24 protein-coding genes are annotated in these 21,433 nt (G+C 69.1%); 17 read left to right on the top strand and 7 right to left on the bottom strand.

The window, feature by feature from the left end; translation table 11 throughout:
• The first annotated feature begins 5 nt into the window (after positions 1-5).
• From AC3WSN_RS13220 to dprA, 11 genes are all read left to right on the top strand, one after another.
• Positions 6-1,292: a cytochrome b gene (locus AC3WSN_RS13220; RefSeq protein WP_192710858.1), complete on the top strand. Its 1,287-nt coding sequence runs from the start codon at positions 6-8 to the stop codon at positions 1,290-1,292.
• An 18-nt stretch (positions 1,293-1,310) separates the two neighbouring features.
• Positions 1,311-2,225: a cytochrome c1 gene (locus tag AC3WSN_RS13215; RefSeq protein WP_192710857.1), complete on the top strand. Its 915-nt coding sequence runs from the start codon at positions 1,311-1,313 to the stop codon at positions 2,223-2,225.
• Between the two features lie 297 nt (positions 2,226-2,522).
• On the top strand, positions 2,523-3,398 hold the full coding sequence (locus AC3WSN_RS13210) for an S-methyl-5'-thioadenosine phosphorylase (protein WP_492538502.1): 876 nt from the start codon (positions 2,523-2,525) through the stop codon (positions 3,396-3,398).
• An 84-nt stretch (positions 3,399-3,482) separates the two neighbouring features.
• A complete protein-coding gene (gene hisB / locus AC3WSN_RS13205; RefSeq protein WP_492538500.1) occupies positions 3,483-4,070 on the top strand; it encodes an imidazoleglycerol-phosphate dehydratase HisB in 588 nt (195 codons plus the stop codon).
• A 72-nt stretch (positions 4,071-4,142) separates the two neighbouring features.
• Positions 4,143-4,622 (top strand): DUF2628 domain-containing protein, encoded by a 480-nt coding sequence (locus AC3WSN_RS13200; protein ID WP_492543107.1) that lies wholly within the window; start codon positions 4,143-4,145, stop codon positions 4,620-4,622.
• Between the two features lie 19 nt (positions 4,623-4,641).
• On the top strand, positions 4,642-5,301 hold the full coding sequence (gene hisH / locus AC3WSN_RS13195; protein ID WP_492538498.1) for an imidazole glycerol phosphate synthase subunit HisH: 660 nt from the start codon (positions 4,642-4,644) through the stop codon (positions 5,299-5,301).
• Between the two features lie 37 nt (positions 5,302-5,338).
• Complete coding sequence (gene hisA, locus AC3WSN_RS13190) at positions 5,339-6,082, top strand: 1-(5-phosphoribosyl)-5-[(5-phosphoribosylamino)methylideneamino]imidazole-4-carboxamide isomerase (protein WP_492538496.1); 744 nt, start codon at positions 5,339-5,341, stop codon at positions 6,080-6,082.
• A gap of 32 nt (positions 6,083-6,114) precedes the next feature.
• Positions 6,115-6,918, top strand: a complete 804-nt coding sequence (gene hisF, locus AC3WSN_RS13185; RefSeq protein ID WP_192710851.1) for an imidazole glycerol phosphate synthase subunit HisF — start codon at positions 6,115-6,117, stop codon at positions 6,916-6,918.
• Positions 6,915-8,219 carry a dihydroorotase gene (locus AC3WSN_RS13180; protein WP_492538494.1) on the top strand — a complete coding sequence of 435 codons (1,305 nt, stop codon included), beginning with the start codon at positions 6,915-6,917 and terminating at the stop codon, positions 8,217-8,219. The genes hisF and AC3WSN_RS13180 overlap by 4 nt, the downstream gene beginning before the upstream one ends.
• Positions 8,219-8,821 (top strand): glycerol-3-phosphate 1-O-acyltransferase PlsY, encoded by a 603-nt coding sequence (gene plsY, locus AC3WSN_RS13175; RefSeq protein WP_492538492.1) that lies wholly within the window; start codon positions 8,219-8,221, stop codon positions 8,819-8,821. The genes AC3WSN_RS13180 and plsY overlap by 1 nt, the downstream gene beginning before the upstream one ends.
• 35 nt (positions 8,822-8,856) lie before the next feature.
• Positions 8,857-10,062 (top strand): DNA-processing protein DprA, encoded by a 1,206-nt coding sequence (dprA, locus tag AC3WSN_RS13170; protein ID WP_492538490.1) that lies wholly within the window; start codon positions 8,857-8,859, stop codon positions 10,060-10,062.
• On the opposite strand, the gene ruvX is transcribed toward dprA, so the two are convergent.
• Positions 10,052-10,546 (bottom strand): Holliday junction resolvase RuvX, encoded by a 495-nt coding sequence (ruvX, locus tag AC3WSN_RS13165; protein ID WP_192710847.1) that lies wholly within the window; start codon positions 10,544-10,546, stop codon positions 10,052-10,054. The two genes, dprA and ruvX, sit on opposite strands and share 11 nt — an antisense overlap.
• A complete protein-coding gene (locus AC3WSN_RS13160; RefSeq protein WP_492538488.1) occupies positions 10,543-11,112 on the bottom strand; it encodes an SMI1/KNR4 family protein in 570 nt (189 codons plus the stop codon). The genes ruvX and AC3WSN_RS13160 overlap by 4 nt, the downstream gene beginning before the upstream one ends.
• A 169-nt stretch (positions 11,113-11,281) precedes the next feature.
• Here AC3WSN_RS13160 and AC3WSN_RS13155 point away from each other — a divergent pair, with 169 nt between their 5' ends.
• The 5 genes from AC3WSN_RS13155 to gatB all read left to right on the top strand — a co-directional run bounded on the left by AC3WSN_RS13155 (position 11,282) and on the right by gatB (position 15,438).
• A complete protein-coding gene (locus AC3WSN_RS13155) occupies positions 11,282-11,422 on the top strand; it encodes a hypothetical protein (RefSeq protein ID WP_492538486.1) in 141 nt (46 codons plus the stop codon).
• A 174-nt stretch (positions 11,423-11,596) separates the two neighbouring features.
• On the top strand, positions 11,597-11,884 hold the full coding sequence (gene gatC, locus AC3WSN_RS13150; RefSeq protein WP_492538484.1) for an Asp-tRNA(Asn)/Glu-tRNA(Gln) amidotransferase subunit GatC: 288 nt from the start codon (positions 11,597-11,599) through the stop codon (positions 11,882-11,884).
• A 76-nt stretch (positions 11,885-11,960) separates the two neighbouring features.
• Entirely contained in the window at positions 11,961-13,439 is a 1,479-nt protein-coding gene (gene gatA / locus AC3WSN_RS13145) for an Asp-tRNA(Asn)/Glu-tRNA(Gln) amidotransferase subunit GatA (protein WP_492538482.1), read from the top strand.
• Complete coding sequence (locus tag AC3WSN_RS13140) at positions 13,436-13,735, top strand: hypothetical protein (protein WP_192710842.1); 300 nt, start codon at positions 13,436-13,438, stop codon at positions 13,733-13,735. The genes gatA and AC3WSN_RS13140 overlap by 4 nt, the downstream gene beginning before the upstream one ends.
• Before the next feature lie 230 nt (positions 13,736-13,965).
• The gene (gatB, locus tag AC3WSN_RS13135; protein ID WP_192710841.1) at positions 13,966-15,438 is read left to right on the top strand and encodes an Asp-tRNA(Asn)/Glu-tRNA(Gln) amidotransferase subunit GatB; all 1,473 of its coding nucleotides are present in this window, start codon (positions 13,966-13,968) and stop codon (positions 15,436-15,438) included.
• Between the two features lie 837 nt (positions 15,439-16,275).
• Here the strand turns inward: gatB and AC3WSN_RS13130 are convergent.
• The 5 genes from AC3WSN_RS13130 to AC3WSN_RS13110 form a co-directional block, all read right to left on the bottom strand.
• Positions 16,276-16,761 (bottom strand): DUF3280 domain-containing protein, encoded by a 486-nt coding sequence (locus tag AC3WSN_RS13130; RefSeq protein ID WP_492538480.1) that lies wholly within the window; start codon positions 16,759-16,761, stop codon positions 16,276-16,278.
• 71 nt (positions 16,762-16,832) lie between these two features.
• On the bottom strand, positions 16,833-17,888 hold the full coding sequence (locus AC3WSN_RS13125) for an efflux RND transporter periplasmic adaptor subunit (RefSeq protein ID WP_492538478.1): 1,056 nt from the start codon (positions 17,886-17,888) through the stop codon (positions 16,833-16,835).
• A complete protein-coding gene (locus tag AC3WSN_RS13120) occupies positions 17,889-18,083 on the bottom strand; it encodes a DUF1656 domain-containing protein (RefSeq protein WP_192710838.1) in 195 nt (64 codons plus the stop codon). It abuts the gene before it with no gap.
• Between the two features lie 24 nt (positions 18,084-18,107).
• Positions 18,108-20,141: an FUSC family protein gene (locus AC3WSN_RS13115; RefSeq protein WP_492538476.1), complete on the bottom strand. Its 2,034-nt coding sequence runs from the start codon at positions 20,139-20,141 to the stop codon at positions 18,108-18,110.
• Between the two features lie 115 nt (positions 20,142-20,256).
• Entirely contained in the window at positions 20,257-20,544 is a 288-nt protein-coding gene (locus AC3WSN_RS13110) for a hypothetical protein (RefSeq protein WP_492538474.1), read from the bottom strand.
• A 245-nt stretch (positions 20,545-20,789) separates the two neighbouring features.
• Between AC3WSN_RS13110 and AC3WSN_RS13105 the strand changes: the two genes are divergently transcribed.
• The gene (locus AC3WSN_RS13105) at positions 20,790-21,425 is read left to right on the top strand and encodes a glutathione S-transferase N-terminal domain-containing protein (RefSeq protein ID WP_192710835.1); all 636 of its coding nucleotides are present in this window, start codon (positions 20,790-20,792) and stop codon (positions 21,423-21,425) included.
• Positions 21,426-21,433 lie beyond the last annotated feature (8 nt).

Below are 21,433 nucleotides of genomic sequence, written 5' to 3'. Positions count from 1 at the left end.
GAAGCATGAGCGGAACGGCCAGCACTTACGTCCCCAAGAGCCGCGCGGCCAAATGGTTCGAGGCGCGCCTGCCCATCGCCGGGCTGGTGCATTCCTCGTTCGTGGCCTTCCCGGTCCCCCGCAACCTCAACTACTTCTGGACCTTCGGGGCGATCCTAATCACCTTCCTCGGGATCCAGATCGTCACCGGCGTCTGGCTGGCGATGCATTACGAGCCTTCGGCGACGGGCGCCTTCAACTCCGTCGAGAAGATCATGCGCGACGTGAATTACGGCTGGCTGCTGCGCTACGCGCATGCCAACGGCGCCTCGATGTTCTTCGTCGCCGTGTACCTGCACATGTTTCGCAACCTCTATTACGGGTCCTACAAGGCCCCGCGTGAGGTCCTCTACATCCTCGGCGTCGTGATCTACCTGCTGATGATGGCGACCGCCTTCCTCGGCTACACGCTGCCCTGGGGTCAGATGAGCTTCTGGGGTGCCACCGTCATCACCAACATCCTGGCAGCGATCCCGGTGGTGGGCGACACGATCCAGACGCTGCTCTGGGGCGGCTACTCGGTCGGCAACCCGACGGTGAACCGCTTCTTCTCGCTGCACTACCTGCTGCCGTGGATGATCGCCGGCGTCGTCGTGCTGCATGTCTGGGCGCTGCACGTCACCGGCCAGAACAACCCGGTCGGCATCCCGATCAAGTCCGGCAAGGACGCGGTGCCGTTCACGCCCTACGCGACGATCAAGGACGTGTTCGCCGTCTGCGTGTTCATGATCCTGTTCTCGTGGTTCCTGTTCTACCAGCCGAACTATCTCGGCCACGCCGACAACTACATCCAAGCGAACCCGGCGGTGACGCCCGCGCACATCGTGCCGGAATGGTACTTCCTGCCGTTCTACGCGATTCTGCGCGCGGTCCCGAGCAAGCTCGGCGGCGTGATCCTGATGTTCTCGGCGGTGATCATCCTGGCCTTCGCGCCGTGGCTCGACACGTCGCGGATCCGCTCCTGCAACTACCGGCCGATCTACCGGCAGTTCTTCTGGGCCTTCGTCGGGGCGACCCTGCTGCTCGGCTGGCTCGGCTCGCAGCCTCCCGAGGGCGGCTACGTGATCGCGTCGCAGATCTGCACCGCCTACTACTTCGCGCACTTCCTGATCGTCATGCCGCTCTGCGGCCTGTTCGAGACGCCGAAGAAGCTCCCCGGCTCGATCCTCGAGAGTGTCACCGGGCCGGGCAAGCAGGTGAGCGGATCCGGCATGCCGGCGGGCGCCGCTGCCGCTCCGACCACCAAGGGCTGACGGGCTGACGACAGGACCATGATGATGACCCGCGTCCTCCCGACCAAAGCCGCTGCCGCCCTGGCGGTCCTGCTGATCGGCGCCGCAGCGCCGGTCTGCGCCCAGGAAGGCCATGGCGGGCCGATCCCGGCCCGCATCAACTGGAGCTTCGCCGGCGTGTTCGGCCGCTTCGACACCGCGCAGCTGCAGCGCGGCTTCCAAGTCTACAAGGAGGTCTGCTCCTCCTGCCACTCGATGAAGCTGGTCTCGTTCCGCAACCTCGCGCAGGAGGGCGGGCCGGACTTCTCGGCCGGACAGGTCAAGGCCCTGGCGGCGACCTATCAGGTGAAGGACGGGCCCAACGATTCCGGCGAGATGTTCGACCGGCCCGGCCGACCGGCCGACACGTTCCCGCCGCCCTTCCCGAATGACCAGGCGGCGGCCGCTGCCAATGGCGGCAAGGCGCCGCCCGATTTCTCGGTGATCGCCAAGGCGCGGACCTTCTCCCGCGGCTCGCTGTACTTCCTGACCGACTGGCTGCCGTTCATCGGCTATTCGGAGCAGGGGCCCGACTACATCCACGCCCTGATCAACGGCTACGAGGAGCCGCCGAAGGATTTCACGGTTCCGGATGGCGGCCACTACAACAAGTACTATCCCGGCCACATCATCGCGATGCCGCCGCCGATCACCGACGGGCAGGTGAGCTATCCCAAGAACGACCAGGGCCAGCCGGTCGTCCCCGAGACGGTCGATCAGTACGGCAAGGACGTCGCGGCCTTCCTGATGTGGACGGCCGAGCCGCACATGATGGACCGCAAGGCCCTCGGCTTCCGGGTGATCCTGTTCCTGATCGTGCTGTCGGGGCTGCTCTACTACGTGAAGAAGAAGGTCTGGGCCGATGTCGGCGGCGAGGTCCACGGCCTCCAGCCGGAACTGCACAAGACCTACTGAAGCGCCGCTCCACGATCGGCGACACGGATGGGCCTCCCTCGCGGGGGCCCATCTTTTTTGGGCGTGTCCCCCATGCTACCGGTCGGCCGCCGCGACGATCGGCTGGCGGGAGACGGGTCTTCCCATCCACGATCTCCTCCTGAGGTGCTGCGCAGCAGCCTCAAAGGAGGGCTCCAGGGATCGCCGCGCCTTCTGGAGGTCTCCTTCGAGGCCTCCTTCGCTCCGGCACCTCAGGATGAGGGCGTGCAGGGGAACGCGGCGCTCGCGCAGCGTCGCTGACAATGCAGGAAGACAGGCATGACGGCAGCGGTCCTCGGGGTGATGGGTGGGTCCGGCGTCTACGACCTGCCGGGTCTGGAAGACGTGCGCGAGGAGCGGGTCGCCTCACCCTGGGGCGAGCCGTCGGATGCCCTGCGCATCGGGCGGATCGGCGACACCCAGGTCGTGTTCCTGGCCCGGCACGGGCGGGGGCACCGGCTCTCGCCGTCGGGCATCAACTACCGCGCCAATATCGACGCGCTGAAGCGGGCCGGGGTCACCGATCTCGTCGCGCTCTCGGCCTGCGGCTCGTTCCGCGAGGAGCTGCCGCCGGGCCAGTTCGTGCTCGTCGACCAGTTCGCCGACCGCACGCACGGGCGCGCCTCCTCGTTCTTCGGCGACGGCTGCGTCGCCCACGTCTCCCTGGCTCATCCGGTCGGCCCGGGCCTGCAGGCGCGGATCGCGAATGCCGCCAGGGCTGAGGACATCGCGGTGCATCGCGGCGGCACCTATGTCTGCATGGAAGGACCGCAATTCTCGTCACTTGCCGAGTCTCGGGCCTACAAGGCGCAGGGCTTCGACGTGATCGGCATGACCAACATGCCCGAGGCCAAGCTCGCCCGCGAGGCGGAGATCACCTACGCGACCATCGCGATGGTCACCGATTACGATTGCTGGCACCCCGGCCACGACGCCGTCGACGTGGCCTCCGTCATCGCGGTCGCCCGCGCCAACGCCGACAAGGCGGCCCGGCTGGTATCCCGGCTGGCGCGCGACTTCCCGGCCGAGCGCGAGCCCTGCCCGGCGGGTTCGCACCGGGCGCTCGACGGGGCGATCATGACCGCGCCGTCTGTCCGCGACCCCGCGCTGCTCGCCAAGCTTGATGCCGTGGCGGGTCGGGTGCTGCAAGGATAGGCACGCACCCTTTCCATTCCGGAGAAAGTCCCTCTAGAAGGCGCGGGCGGCCGGTGCCGCCCCAGTCACGAAGTCCAGACCGAAATGCGTAGCGCCACCATCAGCCGGAAGACCGCGGAAACCGATATCGCGGTCACGGTCACGCTCGACGGGACCGGGCGATCGACGATCGCCACCGGCATCGGCTTCCTCGACCACATGTTGGATCTGCTGGCGCGGCATGCCCTGTTCGATCTGGACGTGAAGGTCGACGGCGATCTCCACATTGACCAGCATCATTCGGCCGAGGATTGCGGCATTGCGCTGGGCCAAGCCTTCGCCAAGGCGCTCGGCGACAAGCGCGGCGTCACGCGCTACGCCGACATCCACCTGCCCATGGACGAGGCGCTGACCCGGGTCTGCGTCGACATCTCCGGTCGACCGTTCCTCGTGTTCCGCACCGCCTTCCGGGTGGAGAAGATCGGCAATTTCGACACCGAACTGGTGCGCGAGTGGTTCCAGGCCTTCGCGATGAACGCCGGGCTGACGCTCCATGTCGAGACCCTGTACGGCGACAACGCGCACCACATCGCCGAGAGCTGCTTCAAGGGATTGGCGCGCGCCTTGCGGAAGGCGGTGGCGATCGATCCGCGCGAGGAGGGACGCGTTCCCTCCACGAAGGGCTCCCTGTAGACCTGTCGTCGTCACGCTCCGTTCGGCCCTCCGGCCTGCGTGGAGCGACCTAGCCGGAGTCCCGTGATGCGGATGCGCAGCTACACGCTCCACCTGCCCGCCGATGCGCGGCCGGGCGAGTCGATCGGCCTGGACCGGGCCGTGCTCGTGCCGGACGGCTTCGTATGGCCGGCCTTCGCCTTCACCGTTCTGTGGTTCCTGTACCGCCGGCTGTGGATTGCGGCGCTGGCCGTACTCGTCGGCCTGGTCGCGTTGGCTGGCGCGGGCGTCGCCTTCGGGCTGCCCACCGGCGCCGGGCTGATCGCCACGCTGCTGGCCGCATGGCTGATCGGGCTCGAAGCGTCGAGCCTGCGCCGCTGGACGCTGGCGCGGCGCGGCTGGCCGGTGCGTGACGCGGTCATCGCGGCGACGCCCGAGGAGGCGGAGGCCCGCGCGATCGGCCGGTGGCTTGAGGCGAGCCCGAATGCGCCGCGCCCGCCATTCCCCAGCGGCCCGAGCCGGCGCGCCGAGCCGGTGATCGGCCTATTCCCTGCCCAGGAAGGCGCCCGATGAATCTGCGGGCGAGACGCGCATGAGTGCCGAGATCGTCGCGATCATCGATTACGGGTCGGGCAACCTCCATTCCGCCGCCAAGGCCTTCGAGCGCGCCGCCCGCGAGAGCGGGCGCGACGCGCGGATCTGCCTGACCTCGGACCCGGAGGTCGTGGCGGGGGCCGACCGGGTCGTTCTGCCGGGCGTCGGCGCCTACGCGGATTGCCGCCGCGGGCTCGACGCCGTCCCCGGCATGGTCGAGGCGATGACGCAGGTCGCCCATGAGGCCGGGCGCCCGTTCCTCGGGATCTGCGTGGGCATGCAGCTCCTGGCAACCCGGGGGCTCGAATATACCACCACGCCGGGCCTTGGTTGGATCCCCGGCGATGTCGGCCCGATCCGGCCGTCGGACCCGGCCCTCAAGGTCCCCCATATGGGCTGGAACACCCTGCGGGCCGAGCGCGACCACGCGCTGCTGGCCGGCATTCCCACCGGCGAGGACGGGCTGCACGCCTATTTCGTGCACAGCTACGCGCTGACGCCCGAGCGGCCGGACGATGTCGTGGCGCGCGCCGAGTACGGCGGCCCGGTCACCGCTCTAGTCGCCCGGGACAATGTCGCCGGCACGCAGTTCCACCCCGAGAAAAGCCAGCGGCTCGGCCTGGCGCTGATCGCGAATTTCCTGAACTGGCGCCCGTGAGCGCCGTTCGGCTCCGGCAAGAAGGATAGAAACGCCCGTGATCCTGTACCCGGCGATCGACCTGAAGGAGGGGCGTTGCGTCCGCCTGATCCAGGGGGACATGGCGCAGGCCAAGGTCTTCGGCGACGATCCGGCCGCCCAGGCCGCGATCTTCGAGGCGCAGGGCTTCCCCTGGCTCCACGTGGTCGATCTCGACGGCGCCTTCGCGGGCGCGCCGCGAAACGCGGAGGCGGTGGATGCGATCCTCGCGCGCGTGACGATCCCGGTTCAGCTCGGCGGCGGCATCCGCGAGATGAAGACCCTGGAGGGCTGGCTGAGCAAGGGCGTCGCCCGGGCGATCATCGGCACCGCGGCCGTGCGCGACCCTGGTTTCGTCCGGGAGGCCGCCCGCAAGTATCCCGGCAAGATCGCGGTCGGCATCGACGCCAAGGACGGCCGCGTCGCGGTCGAGGGCTGGGCGCAGACCTCCAGCATGACCGCGGAGGAGCTGGGGCGCCGGTTCGAGGACGCGGGCGTCGCGGCGATCATCTACACCGACATCGCCCGCGACGGCATCCTGAAGGGCCTCAATGTCGAGATGACCCTGGCACTCGCCCAAGCCGTGCGCATCCCCGTCATCGCCTCGGGCGGCCTCGCGTCGATCGACGACGTGCATCGCCTGTTGCAGCCGGATTGCGCGCTCATCGCCGGCGCCATCACGGGGCGGGCCCTCTACGACGGCCGAATCGATCCGGAGGCGGCCTTGGCGGCGATCGCTGCGGCGCGTGGCTCGGCGGCGTGATATCCTGAGGCCCGCGATATGAGACGCCGCCCGTGCTGAAGACCCGCATCATCCCCTGCCTCGACGTGAAGGACGGGCGCGTCGTGAAGGGCGTGCGCTTCGAAGGCCTGCGCGACGCCGGCGATCCGGTCGAGGCCGCCAAAGTCTACGACGCGGCCGGCGCTGACGAGCTGTGCTTCCTCGACATCACGGCGAGCCGCGAGGCCCGCGGTACGCTGCTCGACATCGTCAGCCGCACCGCCGAGGCCTGCTTCATGCCGCTCACCGTGGGCGGCGGCGTGCGCACCGTCGAGGACGTCCGCGCCCTGCTGCTGGCCGGGGCCGACAAGGTCGCGATCAACACCTCGGCCGTGAAAGACCCGGATCTGGTCGCCCGCGCCGCCGAGAAGTTCGGCGCCCAGTGCATCGTGGTGGCGATCGACGCGAAGCGCGTGTCCCGGCCCGGCGAGCCTGCGGCCTGGGAGATCTTCACCCATGGCGGTCGCGACCCGACCGGGATCGACGCGGTGGCCTTCGCCCGGCTCGTCGCCGAGAAGGGCGCGGGCGAGCTGCTGGTCACCTCCATGGACAAGGACGGCACCCGCTCCGGCTACGACCTCGCCCTGACGCGGGCGATCAGCGACGCCGTCCACGTGCCGGTGATCGCTTCCGGCGGCGTCGGTGGGCTCGACGATCTCGTTGCCGGTGTCGCCGAGGGCGGCGCGAGCGCCGTGCTGGCGGCCTCGATCTTCCATTTCGGGCAGGCGAGCGTCGCCGAGGCCAAGGCCCATATGGCGGCCGCCGGGCTGGCCATGCGCCTCGACGGCACGGCATCTTCCGCGAGGGCGCCCCTGTGAGCAGCTACCTTCTGGCCAACGCGACCCTGCTCGATCCCGAGACCGGTGCCGAGACCGCCGGCGCGGTCCTGGTCCGCGACGGCCGCATCAGCGATGTCGCGTCTGGGGCCGCCCCGGGCGCGCCGGGCGATGCCAAGCGGATCGACTGCGCCGGCCGGGTGCTCGTCCCGGGGCTGATCGACATGCGCGCCTTCGTGGGCGAGCCGGGCGCCGAGCACCGGGAGACCCTGGCTTCGGCGAGCGCCGCCGCGGCGGCGGGCGGTGTCACCACCCTGGTCTGCATGCCCGACACCAACCCGGTGATCGACGGGCCGGCCATCGTCGACTTCGTGCTCCGGCGCGCCCGCGACACCGCGAGCGTCAACGTCCTGCCCGCCGCCGCCATCACCAAGGGATTGGCCGGCCGGGAGATGACCGAATTCGGCCTGCTCAAGGAAGCCGGCGCGGTCGCCTTCACGGACGGCCTGCGCGCCGTGTCGAACGCCCAGGTGCTGCGGCGCGCGCTCACCTACGCCCGGGACTTCGACGCGCTGATCATGCAGCATGTCGAGGATACGGATCTCGTCGCCGAGGGCGTGATGAACGAGGGCGAGCTCGCCTCGCGCCTCGGCCTGATGGGCATCCCGCGCGAGGCCGAGACCGTCATGCTGGAGCGGGACATCCGCCTCGTCCGGCTCACCGGGGCCCGCTACCACGCCGCGATGATCTCCTGCGCCGATTCGGTGGAGATCGTGCGCCGGGCCAAGCAGGACGGCCTTGCGGTCACCTGCGGCGTGTCGGTGAACAACCTCGTGCTCAACGAGAACGACATCGGCCATTACCGGACCTTCTGCCGGCTCTCGCCGCCGCTGCGCCACGAGGTCGATCGCCAGGCCGTGGTCCAGGCGCTCGGCGAGGGTGTGATCGACGTCGTCGTCTCCGATCACAACCCGCAGGACGTCGAGACCAAGCGCCTGCCCTTCGCGGAGGCGGCGGACGGCGCCCTCGGGATCGAGACGTTGCTGGGCGCGTCCCTGCGCCTCGTCCATACCGGCGATCTCGCCCTGTCGAAGCTCATCACCGCGCTGACCGTGAACCCGGCCCGCATCCTCGGCCGCGACGCCGGCCGGCTGGCCGCCGGAGCGCCGGCCGATCTGGTGCTGATCGATCCGGAACTGCCCTACGTGCTCGACAAGCGCCGGCTGAAATCCCGCTCGAAGAACTCGCCCTTCGATGAGGCCCGGCTGCAGGGTGCGGCGGTGCTGACGCTGGTCGGCGGACGGATCGTCCACGCCGTCGACGACTTCGCGGCGGCCGCGTGATGCTGCCGGATCTCGCGACGGCTTCCGCCCTCGGCGGCCTGGCCCTGGGTTACGCGCTGGGCTCTATCCCGTTCGGGCTGATCTTCACCCGCTTCGCCGGGCTCGGCGATGTGCGGGCGATCGGATCGGGCAATATCGGCGCCACCAACGTCCTGCGGACCGGCCGGAAAGGACTCGCGGCCGCAACCCTGCTGGGCGATGCCCTGAAGGGCACAGCCGCCGTCCTGATCGCCAGGAACCTGGGCGAGGGCCCGGCGCTCGCGGCGGGCCTCGGCGCGTTCCTCGGACACCTGTTCCCGGTCTGGTTGGGATTCAAGGGCGGCAAGGGCGTGGCGACGTTCATCGGCGTTCTGCTCGCCTTCAGCCCGGCGGCGCTCGGGATCTTTGCAATCATCTGGCTCGGTCTCGCCTTCGCGCTCAAGTATTCGTCACTGGCGGCACTGGCCGCCTCGGCCGCGACACCTGTCGTACTGTGGGCGCTCGGCGCACCGGCGCAAGCTCTGCTGTTCCTCCTCATGGGAGTGCTGCTATGGTGGAAGCACGCGCCCAACATCCGCCGACTCGCGTCCGGCACCGAGGGGCGCATCGGCCAGAAGGGCTGAACGCACGCGCGTGACGCGCGGTCCTTGGGGGATGCATGCAGCTGACCGACGCCCAGCGGCTCGACTGGCTGCGATTGATCCGCACCGATGGGGTCGGGCCGCGCACGTTCCGCACGCTCGTCAACCGGTTCGGGGGCGCGGCCGCAGCCCTCGACGCGCTGCCGGACCTCAGCCGCCGCCAGGGCCGGCGGATCGCACCGCCGAGCCGGATCGAGGCCGCGGACGAGCTTGCCGCCCTGGTCCGGATCGGCGGCCGCTTGGTCGCCACCGGCGAGGCGGACTATCCGCGCCTTCTTCAGCAGACCGATGCGGCGCCGCCGCTGCTCGCCCTGCGCGGGGCCGCCATCCTGAACCGCCCGGCCGTGGCCCTCGTCGGCTCGCGCAATGCCTCCATGGCCGGCTTGGCCTTCACCGAGAAACTGGCCCGCGGCTTGGGCGAGGCCGGTCTCACCGTCGTCTCGGGGCTCGCCCGCGGGATCGATGCGCGCGCCCACAGGGCCAGCCTGCCGACCGGCACCGTCGCGGTGATGGCCGGCGGGCAGGACCGGATCTACCCGGCGAGCCATGCCGGCCTGGTCGATGCGATCCTGGGGGAGGGCGGGGCGGTGCTGGCCGAGATGCCGATGGGCTGGGTGCCGCGCGGGCGCGACTTTCCGAGGCGAAACCGCATCATCTCGGGCCTGTCCTACGGGACGATCGTCGTCGAGGCGGCACGGCGGTCCGGCTCGCTGATCACCGCGCGCTTCGCCCTGGAGCAGAACCGCGAGGTGTTCGCCGTCCCGGGCTCGCCGCTGGATCCGCGCGCGGAGGGCACCAACGACCTGATCCGCCAGGGCGCCACCCTCGTCTCCGAGGTCGAGCATGTCCTCGATGTGATCGGCCCGATCATCGAGCAGGGTCCGGCGCCGGAGGCCGCGCCGGACCGGGACCGACCGGACTTCGCCGAGCAACCGGACTTCTGGGACGAGATCGATCTCGACGCGCTGACCGCGGAGACCGGCACCGCCCGGGATCTGCTCATGCGGCCGGTGGAGGCCGGCCTCGACGACGCTGCGCCGGAGCCGGCCGATGATCGCGCACGCATCATCGGTTTACTGGGCCCGAGCCCGGTCGGGGCCGACGAGCTGGCGCGCAGCGCCGGCGTCGGTGCCCGGGTGGTTCAGACCGTGCTGCTGGAACTGGAGCTCGACGGCCGGATCGAGCGGCACGGCAGCGGCACCGTCTCCCTCGTCAGTCGGTGAGCGGATCCGCGTCGACGTCGGCGAGGTGGCGCATCACGTCGAGGCAGCCCTGCAGGATGTAGGCGGCGGCGAGCTTGTCCACGAGTTCGCCGCGCCGTGCCCGGGACGCATCGGCCTCGATCAGCGCCCGGGTCACCACCGCGGTCGACAGGCGCTCGTCGAAGAAGACGTGGGGCAGGGGCAGGATCGGTGCGAGATTGCGGATGAAGGCGCGGGTGGATTGCACCCGCGGCCCCTCGCTGCCGTCCATGTTGAGGGGCAGGCCGACCACGAGGCCGCCGACCGCGTGCTGGCGGCACAGGGCGGCGAGGCGCTGCGCGTCCGGGGTGAACTTGACCCGCCGGATCGTCTCCAGCGGCGTCGCGATCTGGCGTCCCAGGTCCGAGAGGGCGAGCCCGATCGTCTTGGTGCCGAGGTCGATGCCGATGAGGCGCGCGCCGCCGCGGGAGGCCGTCGAGAAGGCGCGGATCGCGTCGTGATTCATGATTCCGCCTGTGTCCCACGCGCCAGAATCGCTTCCGAGAAGCCCTCGAACCGGGCCGGCAGGGGCTCGGTGCCGGGTCCGAGCACCAGGGCGGCGGACGGACCGGTCACCCGGCCGAAGAAGTCGATCAGGCTCTCGCCGCCGAACCGGATCGCCTCCAGATCCGGCGCGAGCAGCCAGATATCGTATTCCTCGCCGGTGCCGGACACGTCCCAGAACAGGAAGCCGCCATCCTCGGCCACGCCGAAGAAGCAGGCACGCTCGATGATGCTCGCGTCGCCACCCTCGACGTCGAACCGGTGAGGCTCGCCTCCCGTCTCCAGCATCGTCACGGCAGCGCCGACGCTGTGGGCAATGATCCCGGCCTGAGTCACGAGATCGCTCGCCTCGAAGGGCGCCGGAACGGCGATGCGGAACTGCCCGCCCGCCAGACCGATGCCGCAGGCCTGACAGAAGGCGCGGTACGAGGCGGGGAGCGCAAAGCCCAGTTGCTCGGCGGCGCGGTCGAGCGCCGCGTCCTCCGCCGTGAACCCCGGCGCCAGGCTGGTGAACACCTGCTCCCACATCGATCCCGCTCCGTCGTCCACAGCCTTGAGCGGCTCCGTAGATCACCACCGGTGTGCGCGGAGCCGTTCGCGAATAGGTAAGTTAATGCTTCGTTAAACCTTGCCACGGGTGTCCGCCTTGTCGACCGGCCTGCTCTCCCCAGCTGCCCCGCCCCAGCGCGCGCCGACGATGTCCCGCAAGCAGTGCTGGATGCTCCTGCTCGCATTTGAGATCCTCGTCCTCGGCTTCGCGCAATCGATGCTCCAGCCTGTCCGGCAGCCCGGGATCACCATCGAGATGTCGGTGAAGCCGAATCACGTGGTGACTTGAGGCACGGATCTGATCCCGGCCCGGCTTCGCGGCGTGGGGCTTCGAGCCGGCTCCGAAATCTGCGGGCAGCCGACCGGATGACCCGGCGCGCCCGCGTTGCGGCGCGTCGAAGGCCGGTGCTATAGCCCGACCGATCCCGGGAGACACCTCCCGGATAGGGACGAACGGGACGGCATGTCGGTCGACGAGAAGACGGTTCGGCGTATCGCGCATCTGGCGCGGATCGCGGTCACCGACGACGAAGTCGGGCCGCTGGAGGGCGAGCTGAACGCGATCCTGGCCTTCGTCGAGCAACTCGGCGCCGTCGATGTCTCCGGCGTGGAGCCGATGACGTCGGTGACGCCGATGGCGATGAAGAAGCGCGAGGACGTGGTGACGGATGGCGGCCGCGCCTCCGACGTGGTCGCCAACGCGCCCGAAACCGAAGACAACTTCTTCCTAGTTCCGAAGGTGGTCGAGTAGGCCGAACTCGGCCCGGACCTGACGGACCGGTTTTCTGGCGGGCAGGCGCGCGGTGGCGCGCGAGGACGTGAACAGCGTGAATCCGAACGAACTTACCCTGGCCGAGGCGCGCGACGCCCTGAAGGCGAAGCGGATCTCGGCACGCGAGCTGACGCAGGCGCATCTCGACGCGATGGCCAAGGCCCGCGCCCTGAACGCCTATCTCCTGGAAACCCCCGACCGCGCGCTCGCGATGGCCGACGCGTCGGACAAGAAGATCGCCTCCGGCGAGGACCGGCCGCTCGAGGGCATCCCGCTCGGGATCAAGGACCTGTTCTGCACGCAGGGCGTGACCACGACGGCTGGCTCCAAGATCCTCCAGAATTTCGAACCCCACTACGAATCGGCCGTGTCCGCCAATCTGTGGCGCGACGGCGCCGTGATGCTGGGCAAGCTCAACCTCGACGAGTTCGCCATGGGCTCGTCGAACGAGACCAGCGCCTTCGGCAACGTGGTCTCGCCCTGGCGGCGCAAGGGCTCCGACGCGCCGCTCGTGCCCGGCGGTTCCTCGGGCGGATCCGCCGCCGCCGTCGCCGCGCGGCTCTGCCTCGGTGCCACCGCCACCGATACCGGCGGCTCGATCCGCCAGCCGGCGGCCTTCACCGGCACGGTCGGGATCAAGCCGACCTACGGCCGCTGCTCGCGCTGGGGCACGGTGGCGTTCGCCTCGTCGCTCGACCAGGCCGGCCCGATCGCCCGCACGGTCCGGGACTGCGCGATCCTGCTCGGCTCGATGGCCGGCTCGGACGCCCGCGACACGACCTGCGCCGACCTGGCGGTGCCCGACTTCGAGGCCGCCGTCAGCCGCGGCGTGAAGGGCCTGACGATCGGCATCCCGAAGGAATATCGGGTCGACGGCATGCCGGCCGAGATCCAGAAGCTCTGGGACGAGGGCGCGGCGTGGCTGAAGGCGGCCGGCGCGACCATCAAGGAAATCTCGCTGCCGCACACGTCCTACGCGCTGCCGGCCTACTACATCGTGGCGCCGGCCGAGGCGTCCTCGAACCTCGCCCGCTACGACGGCGTGCGCTACGGCCTGCGGGTGCCCGGCAAAGACATCGCCGGGATGTACGAGAACACCCGCGCGGCGGGCTTCGGCCGCGAGGTGAAGCGCCGGATCATGATCGGCACCTACGTGCTCTCGGCCGGCTACTACGACGCCTACTATGTCCGGGCCCAGAAGATCCGCACGCTGATCAAGCGCGACTTCGAGACGGCTTACGCGAACGGGGTCGACGCGATCCTGACGCCGGCCACGCCCTCTTCCGCCTTCGGCATCGGCGAGAAGGCCTCGGCCGATCCGGTGGAGATGTACCTCAACGACGTCTTCACCGTCACGGTGAACATGGCCGGCTTGCCGGGGATCGCCGTGCCGGCCGGCCTCGACGGCCAGGGCTTGCCGCTGGGGCTGCAGCTGATCGGCCGCCCGTTCGATGAGGAGACCCTGTTCGCCGTTGCCCAGGTGATTGAGGATTCGGCGGGCCGCACCGCCCTGCCCGAGCCGTGGTGGGCATGACCGTCCCATTCTATCCCTGGACGGTCTGGATCTGGGCCGGGTTCGACCCGGCGCTGATCGTCGTCGCCCTGTATCTCGGCTGGACGGCGAGCCAGTTCGGCAAGGTGTTCATCGCGGCGATCGCGGCGCTCGGTTTCTCGGTGCTGTTCTCCTACGCGGTGAGCGCGGCCGGCATCCCGTGGCCTGCCCCGATCACCCATGACGGGCCGACCTTCTTCCCGGTCCGCGCCGTGGCGGCGCTGCTCTGGGCGATCCTCGGCTACGGCGCCCGTCGAGCGGTCGGACGCCGCGCTTGATCTTTTCGCGGAGCGGCCCGTAAGTGCTTCGCCAGAACAGGACGTCGGCTTCCGTCGCGATCCCACCCGTGACCTCATCCTGAGGTGACCGCGCAAGCGGGCCTCCAAGGAGCCCTCCAGGCTCCGCGCGATCCCTGGAGCCCTCCGTCGAGGCTGCTGCGCGGCACCTCAGGATGAGGTTGTGAATCGGATCGTGCGGAGACCGCATCACATCCCGGCCCGGACCGACCATGAACGCACCCGTCGACCCCAAGAAGCTGATCAAGGGCGGCCTCCACGATTGGGAGGTGATCGTCGGCATGGAGATCCACGCCCAGGTCTCGAGCCGCGCGAAGCTGTTCTCAGGCGCCTCGACCGAGTTCGGTGGCGAACCGAACGACCACGTCTCCCTGGTCGATGCCGCGATGCCCGGGATGCTGCCGGTCATCAACGAAGAATGCGTCGCCCAGGCGGTGCGGACCGGCCTCGGCCTCAAGGCCAAGATCAACCTGCGCTCGGTGTTCGACCGGAAGAACTACTTCTACCCCGACCTGCCGCAGGGCTACCAGATCTCGCAGTACAAGGACCCGATCGTCGGCGAGGGCGAGGTGCTGGTCGACATGATCGACGGCTCGTCGATCACCGTGGGCATCGAGCGCCTGCACCTCGAGCAGGATGCCGGCAAGTCGCTGCACGATCAGGACCCGACGCGCAGCTTCGTCGACCTCAACCGGTCGGGCGTGGCGCTGATGGAGATCGTCTCGCGGCCGGATCTGCGCTCGTCGGAGGAGGCCAAGGCCTACGTGACCAAGCTGCGCACGATCCTGCGCTATCTCGGCACCTGTGACGGCGACATGGAGAAGGGCTCGCTCCGCGCCGACGTGAACGTCTCGGTGCGCCGCCCCGGCGAGCCGCTCGGCACGCGCTGCGAGATCAAGAACGTCAACTCGATCCGCTTCATCGGCCAGGCGATCGAGACCGAGGCGCGCCGCCAGATCGCGATCCTGGAGGATGGCGGCAAGATCGATCAGGAGACGCGCCTGTTCGACCCGGGCAAGGGCGAGACCCGCTCGATGCGCTCCAAGGAGGAGGCGCACGACTACCGCTATTTCCCGGATCCGGACCTGTTGCCGCTGGAATTCGACCAGGCCTACGTCGATGCCCTCGCCAAGGGGCTGCCGGAGCTGCCGGACGCCAAGAAGGCGCGGTTCGTGTCCGAATTCGGCCTCTCGCCCTACGATGCCGGCGTGCTCGTCGCTGAACGCGCCTCCGCCGACTACTACGAGGCGGTGGCGAAGGGTCGTGACGGCAAGGCCGCGGCCAACTGGGTGATCAACGAGCTGTTCGGCCGCCTGAACAAGGAAGGGCTCTCGATCGAGGCGACCCCGGTCTCGGCCGACCAGCTCGGCGCGATCATCGACCTCATCGGCGAGGGCGTCATCTCCGGCAAGATCGCCAAGGATCTGTTCGAGATCGTCTGGACCGAGGGCGGCGACCCGCGCGCCGTCGTCGAGAGCCGCGGCATGAAGCAGGTCACCGATACCGGCGCCATCGAGGCGGCGGTCGACCAGATCATCGCGGCCAATCCCGACAAGGTTGCCCAGGCGAAGGAAAAGCCGACGCTCCTCGGCTGGTTCGTCGGCCAGACCATGAAGGCGACGGGCGGCAAGGCGAACCCGGCCGCGGTGAACGCGCTGCTCAAGGCGAAGCTCGGTATCGAGTAACATCGCCCGACGAGAAGCCTTCGAAGCGACCCCTCGGATGGGTCGTGTCCGCCTCGACGTTCTAAGCCGGGCGATCCGCACCGTCTTTCCGGAGCGCCGCAGGCGAGCCCGGAATCCAGACACGCGGTTCTGCCAAGATCTGGCACGTCGGCGGGTCTGGATCCCGGGCTCCGCTGCGCGGCCCGGGGATGATCGGTGGCAGCGGCTGCCGGACTGCCTCCGCCCGCATCAACGTCACGCCGGGCAGTCCACACCGTCATTTCGGGGCACCGAAGGCGGCCCCGGGATGACAGGCGGAAGCGGCTGCTGGATTGCCGCCGCGCGCAACCACGACCGTCCCGAAGCCACGACGAGATCCCGCCACGGCAATGCCGGGCAGGTGAAGGACGAACAGATCCTGGCGCAATAGAAACCGCGGCGGAACGGCTCAAAGTGGGGCCTTTCGCGCATTCGAAGACGTGCCATGCATGGCCGCTTCTGCGCCCCTGGAGCCGCGTCCGTCCGGCTGTTCGTGTTGTGCCGCTGAGTTCCAGGCCGAACCTGTCCCTGAACCGTCTAGGCGGCGTTGCGCTGCGGTGGAGTCATCCCTGTCTCCTCCAGCTTCTCGGCAACCGTTACCATTGCGAAACCTGATCGCATCTAGGTTTCCGGCCGGTCCGTGCCCGCTCTCGCTAAGCACAGGAAGAGACTGCGCCCGTCCACCGGACCGGTCAATAGCGATTTTCTCGGCAAACTGCTTTTTGGCTCACCTTGCGCACGGGGCCACCCGGTGGCGCGTTTCGGGTCAATGACTTGGATCGATCTTACGACACTGCGAAATATTCCTTGGCGCGCGACTCACTTGCCGGCGCCCATATTGTTCTCGACCAGATACCGGATGCCGCGGTCGAAGGATTCGTCCGTGTCGCCGCGTAGGTCGACGCTGTAGGCCTTCTCGGGCGCTGATCCGCCGAGGGGCTTTACGTAGACGTTGAGGTTCAGGATCAGGTTCGAGACCTTCTGGACCTCCCCGGTGATCGCGACATCGGCGCCGAGCTTACGGGCGAGTTCGTCGGCGCAGCCATTGCATCGGCGCAGGTCGGCACTTTTGGCGACCTCATCCTGGACCGGGTCGACGGAGACGACAGTGAACAGACCCTTCGTCTGAAGCAGGTCCCGCAATTGCGCGCTCACCCGCTTCAGACGCGCCGTGTCCGCCCTGTCGCTCGGCACCGGTGACAGGTTCGAGAACTGGAAGTCGAATACCGCGGCCTTCTCTGGAGCGGCCAGGGCGGATCTGCCCGCGACCAGGAAGAGGGCGATCAGGCTTGCGGATCGGATCATGCGCGCGTCCCCGACGAGGCGTTCGAGGAGACAACACCGGGGATCGCGCCGCGGTCACATCCGGGCGGACGTCAGCGCCGGTCGGCCTCTGCGGTGGGTCCCATCGCAGGTGTGGCCAGGGCCGAGACGCGCTCCCGCAGGTCCATGAACCAGTTCGGAGCCGGGGCGCGGCCGCCGTTGACCACCACGGTCGCGGTCATGCCGGCGATCAGCGGGACATCGGGCGGGACACGGTCGATGCGGATCCGCACCGGCACGCGCTGGGCCAGCCGGACCCAAGTGTAGACCGGGTTCACGTCCGGCAGTCCCTGGGTGCTCGCGGCGGCGTTCGCGGTGGAGATGCCGAGCGTGACGCTGTCCACCGTCCCGGTCAGGTGCGGGTCGAAGCCCATCAGTTTGACGTCGGCGCGGTCGCCCGCGTGGATGTTGGGCATCTTGGTCTCCTCGAAATAGCCGTCGATCCAGAACGAATCCGTGTCGACGACACTGATGTTCGAGGTGCCGGTGCGGGCGTAATCCCCCACCCGCATCAGCAGGTTGGTCACGCGTCCGTTGACCGTGGACTTCACCTGCGTCCGTTCGAGGTTGATCTTGGCCTGCCGCAATTGCGCCTGCGCGCTTTCCAGAGCCGCCTCGGCGATCTTGGCCGTGCCGGCAAATTGCTGCTTCTCCTCGATCGACGTGGACACCGTCGTGAGCGCCTGCCGCCGGGCGGATTGCGCGTTCTTCACCTGGAGGTCGGCCTCGCGGTTCTTGACCTCAGCGTCCGCCGACGTGACCGACACCTCGAAATCCACCGGGTCGATGACGTAGAGGACGTCGCCCTTCTGGACGACTTGGTTGTCGCGGACACGCACTTCGACGATCTGCCCGGCGACCTGCGGGGCGATGTTGGCGACCTGCACGCGGACGGTGCCGTCGCGCGTCCACGGCGCCGCAACGTAGAATTCCCAGACGAAGGCCGCCGCGACGAACGCGGCCAGGAGGATCACCCCGGTGGCGGCCAGCCGGAAGATCTTGGCGGCGCGGCCGCGTCGCGGAACGACCGGAATGGAATCGGCCCGGCTCGCCTTGCGCTCCCGGGCGGGCGTCTTGGGATCGTCCTCGTCGGCAGTCGTTTCGGGCATTCAGACCAACGCAATGAGAAGAGCGAGGACGCAGACGTAGATGCCGGCCTCGGCGAGCGGGGCGTTGGCAACGTAGCGGCTGAATCGGATGCGGGCGAAGAACCAGCGCAGGACAAGAAGGATCACGAACGCGGCGAGCGCATAGGCGACAAACGAGGAGATCAGAACCCCGCCGATATGAATATCCTCGTACATGGCCGTCTTTTGAGAACCCGTCCGTCAGAATAGCGCAATGTCGAGGCGATGGAGGAACCGCCTGTGGCGCGCGATGGTTCGCGCCGCGCTGATCAGATCGCTGGCCGCGCGCGCCGTGGTGAGCCGCACGTGTCGACCCTGCCGCGAAGCGGCGCGGATCAGGTCGCGGGCGGCCGTTTCGAGGGCGCGGTCGTCGCCGGCTGCGAGCCCGGCGCGAGCACGCGCAGTCGCGTCGCGGAGTGCTCCAACCGCCGAAAGCCGGCGCAGCTCCGCGTGGGCGCGGGCGGCGGCCGCTTCCAGCCGGGCGAGGGCGAAGGCGTGCGACAGGCTCGCCCGCCGCACGGCGCTGCTTCCCGAGCTGTAGCCGGCGAACTGGAACAGGCGGTCCGCATTTAGGCTGGTGCGTGTGGTGGCGTCGCCGCCCTCGCCGACGAGCGCGTCGGCCAGGGTCCGCCGGGCCGAATCGAGCGCGAAGACCCGCTGCTGTGCGGGCGTCACGGGAAGCAGGAGCCGGACGACGATCGACAGGATGACGGCGGCGACGATGACGAGGAACGCGTTCAGCAGGAAGGTGAGAGCATCGTAAGTCTGCGGGTTCGACGGGCCGAGTAGGACCGGGAAGAACACGATCACGATGAAGCCGATGCCGAAGGTCTTCGGGTTGAGCGACAGGAAGCAGCCGAAGAAGATCACCGGTGCCATCACCATGGCGAGCATCGGAAAGCCCTGGACGCCGTTGAGCAGCGCGAACCGGGCGATGCCCGCGAAGGTGGCCGCCATCGTCATGCCGATGACGACACCGTTGGCGAACTTCTTCGGGTCCGGCGTGACCGACGAGAGCGCCGCGGTGGCCGCGACCTGCACCAGCGCGAAGGAGGCCTGCGGAAGGCCGAGCGCCACGAAGGTGGCGGCCGTGACCGCGAAGGCGAGCGCCACCCGCAGCGCGCCGCGCAGGGCCACCGGGAAGTCCCGGTGCGTCGGAAGGCTGGCGTCGCGCAGCGGGGCGTGTCCGTCGGCGACCGCGCGGATCCCGTCTTGCGCGAAGGTCGCGGCACAGACGAAATCCAGCGCCCGCTGCAGCACCACCACCTCATCGAGGGGCCGATCGCCGTCGCGAATCGCGGCGTCCACGAGGTCGCGCAGGCGCTCGTCGTCCCGATCGAGGGCCTCGCGGTCGGGCGCGTCCGCGACCCGCCGGCAGATCGCCAGGGCCTCGGTCACGGCCGGGCTCGGGTTTCGCAGATGGGCGGCAGCGGCCGCCGCCGTGCGGACCGACGCCGCCATCACGTAGAGCGCCGCGATGCAGCTCCGCGCGCCCGCGGCCCGGAGGCGGCCGTCGTCGAGTTCCCCGGCGATGGCACTGGCATCGGCTCGCATCGGCGCGATGGTGCGGATCAGCGCGGCGGTCCGGGTCGCACCGAGGTCACCCTCCGCCAGCGTCTCGCGGGCGTAAGCCCGTGTCCCGTCGCAGGCGTTCCGGAGTTGCGGCAGCAGGGTTCGCCACGTGCTCGGGGAAGCCAGCGCATCGTTGATGAAGGTGATCGCCACGATCCCGAGCACGATGACGGCAACACGGGACACGGCGGCGTCGAAGGTGCCCTGCGGATCGTCGATCTGGCCGAGCGCGATGATCGCCACCGTGTAGCCCGACAGCATCGCCCCGTAAGCCCGGGTATCCTGCAGATACTGCGCGACGAACACGCAGAGGCCGAGCCACGCGGTGAACGTGACGAACAGCAGGACCCGGTCCTGTCCGAACAGCGCCATCACGACGATCGACACGGCGGCGCCGATCAGCGTGCCGAGCAGGCGGTAGATCGCTTTCGAGATCGCCTGCCCGCGCTTCGGCTGGGCAAGGATGGCCACGCAGGTCGCCGCCGAAGAGGCGCTGTCGAGCTGAAGCCAGAACGCGGCCGAAAGGGCCAGCATCATGGCGATCCAGATCCGCAGGGCGAATGCCCAGGCCGCAGGCCCGGGCACCCAGGCATCCAGGACGCCCACGGCCCGATCGACGATCGATCCGGACGGTCGGACCGCGCTGGCGGCGGCCTCAGCCATGCCGGATCGGGCTCGGATCGGGTCGCCAGTGTCGAGCCGTCAACATCGCACGCCCCCCGGCGCTTGGCAGATCAAGCGATGAAACGAACCGGAAGCTCTGCGGTTCGCACGCGAATCACGCTTTGTCGTTGCCCTTCAGCCGCTTGTTGCACTTGCTCCAGAACTGCGGCCATTTCGGTCCCTGGGCGGTCTTCTGCGCGTCGGTGAGGCCGCGCCACTCGGCGCCGCATTTCTTCTGCCGGTCTCGGGCAGCGGTCTGGCCGGGGCTCGGCTGCTTCGCGGCCGGCGCGGCCGGCGCCTCGGACGTGGCCGGCGCCTTGGTGGTTGCCTCCTTGGCAACAACGGGCTGCACGGCGAGCAGCGGCACGAGCAGGGCCGCGATCCTCACGAGACGGTCGACCATCGAACAAACTACCCCTTTTTTCGCGTCGCCTCGACGCACGGACGGGAGTTTCGCCGCTCCGTCGCGGCGCCGGCAAGTCCGCTGCGGGCGCTGCCAACAAGCACGACCCCGCATCTCGGAATCGTGAGCCGCACGTTCGCCTTGCCCTTGAGCACGGCAGGGAAATCGTCTTCACTGCGGGCGTAGTCCGAACTCGGCGGAGGACCGCCGCGCCGCCGACAGTTCGGTCGAGGAGCAGGCAGAGCATGGCAGCGGTGTCCGGGCGGCCGATCGACGTCCATACCTGGAGTACGCCGAACGGCTGGAAGATTCCGATCATGCTGGAGGAGTGCGCGCTCCCTTATCGGATCGTTCCGGTCGATATCGCCAAGAACGAGCAATTCGCCGCCGACTTCCTGGCGATCTCACCCAACAACAAGATCCCGGCGATCGTCGATCCCGACGGCCCGGGCGGGCAGCCGATCTCGGTGTTCGAGTCGGGTGCGATCCTTCAATATCTCGGCCGGAAGACGGGCCAGTTCTATCCCACGGACGAGCGCGCCCGGGTCGCCGTGGACGAGTGGCTGTTCTGGCAGGTGGCGGGGTTCGGCCCCATGCTCGGCCAGACGCACCATTTCAAGATCTACGCGCCCGAGAAGGTGCCGTACGCGATCGATCGGTTCACCGCGGAAGCCAAGCGTCTCTACGGTGTCCTGGAGCGGCGCCTGGAGGGCCGCGCCTATCTGGCGAACGAGTATTCCGTCGCCGATATTGCGACGTTCACGTGGGCGAAGCTGAACTTCAAGCAGGGCGTCGACATCAACACCCTGCCCAACGTGGCGCGATGGCTGGAAAGCATCCTGGCGAGGCCCGCCGTGCAGCGTGGCCTCGCGGCAATCTGACCGCCCGC

It is taken from the genome of Methylobacterium sp. FW102-HT35C08, from assembly GCF_058790235.1.
This window is presented reverse-complemented; position numbering and strand designations above follow the sequence as displayed.

What these genes read in the sequence shown, in the direction of transcription:
- AC3WSN_RS13160 (WP_492538488.1), bottom strand. Translation starts at nt 11,112, where the DNA reads ATGTGGGAGCAGGTGTTCACCAGCCTGGCGCCGGGGTTCACGGCGGAG.
- AC3WSN_RS13130 (WP_492538480.1), bottom strand. Translation starts at nt 16,761, where the DNA reads ATGATCCGATCCGCAAGCCTGATCGCCCTCTTCCTGGTCGCGGGCAGA.
- AC3WSN_RS13120 (WP_192710838.1), bottom strand. Translation starts at nt 18,083, where the DNA reads ATGTACGAGGATATTCATATCGGCGGGGTTCTGATCTCCTCGTTTGTC.
- AC3WSN_RS13200 (WP_492543107.1), top strand. Translation starts at nt 4,143, where the DNA reads ATGCGCAGCTACACGCTCCACCTGCCCGCCGATGCGCGGCCGGGCGAG.
- plsY (WP_492538492.1), top strand. Translation starts at nt 8,219, where the DNA reads ATGCTGCCGGATCTCGCGACGGCTTCCGCCCTCGGCGGCCTGGCCCTG.
- AC3WSN_RS13105 (WP_192710835.1), top strand. Translation starts at nt 20,790, where the DNA reads ATGGCAGCGGTGTCCGGGCGGCCGATCGACGTCCATACCTGGAGTACG.
- AC3WSN_RS13220 (WP_192710858.1), top strand. Translation starts at nt 6, where the DNA reads ATGAGCGGAACGGCCAGCACTTACGTCCCCAAGAGCCGCGCGGCCAAA.
- AC3WSN_RS13125 (WP_492538478.1), bottom strand. Translation starts at nt 17,888, where the DNA reads ATGCCCGAAACGACTGCCGACGAGGACGATCCCAAGACGCCCGCCCGG.
- AC3WSN_RS13155 (WP_492538486.1), top strand. Translation starts at nt 11,282, where the DNA reads ATGTCCCGCAAGCAGTGCTGGATGCTCCTGCTCGCATTTGAGATCCTC.
- dprA (WP_492538490.1), top strand. Translation starts at nt 8,857, where the DNA reads ATGCAGCTGACCGACGCCCAGCGGCTCGACTGGCTGCGATTGATCCGC.
- ruvX (WP_192710847.1), bottom strand. Translation starts at nt 10,546, where the DNA reads ATGAATCACGACGCGATCCGCGCCTTCTCGACGGCCTCCCGCGGCGGC.
- AC3WSN_RS13140 (WP_192710842.1), top strand. Translation starts at nt 13,436, where the DNA reads ATGACCGTCCCATTCTATCCCTGGACGGTCTGGATCTGGGCCGGGTTC.
- gatC (WP_492538484.1), top strand. Translation starts at nt 11,597, where the DNA reads ATGTCGGTCGACGAGAAGACGGTTCGGCGTATCGCGCATCTGGCGCGG.
- AC3WSN_RS13210 (WP_492538502.1), top strand. Translation starts at nt 2,523, where the DNA reads ATGACGGCAGCGGTCCTCGGGGTGATGGGTGGGTCCGGCGTCTACGAC.
- AC3WSN_RS13115 (WP_492538476.1), bottom strand. Translation starts at nt 20,141, where the DNA reads ATGGCTGAGGCCGCCGCCAGCGCGGTCCGACCGTCCGGATCGATCGTC.
- hisH (WP_492538498.1), top strand. Translation starts at nt 4,642, where the DNA reads ATGAGTGCCGAGATCGTCGCGATCATCGATTACGGGTCGGGCAACCTC.
- gatB (WP_192710841.1), top strand. Translation starts at nt 13,966, where the DNA reads ATGAACGCACCCGTCGACCCCAAGAAGCTGATCAAGGGCGGCCTCCAC.
- AC3WSN_RS13215 (WP_192710857.1), top strand. Translation starts at nt 1,311, where the DNA reads ATGATGATGACCCGCGTCCTCCCGACCAAAGCCGCTGCCGCCCTGGCG.
- hisB (WP_492538500.1), top strand. Translation starts at nt 3,483, where the DNA reads ATGCGTAGCGCCACCATCAGCCGGAAGACCGCGGAAACCGATATCGCG.
- AC3WSN_RS13110 (WP_492538474.1), bottom strand. Translation starts at nt 20,544, where the DNA reads ATGGTCGACCGTCTCGTGAGGATCGCGGCCCTGCTCGTGCCGCTGCTC.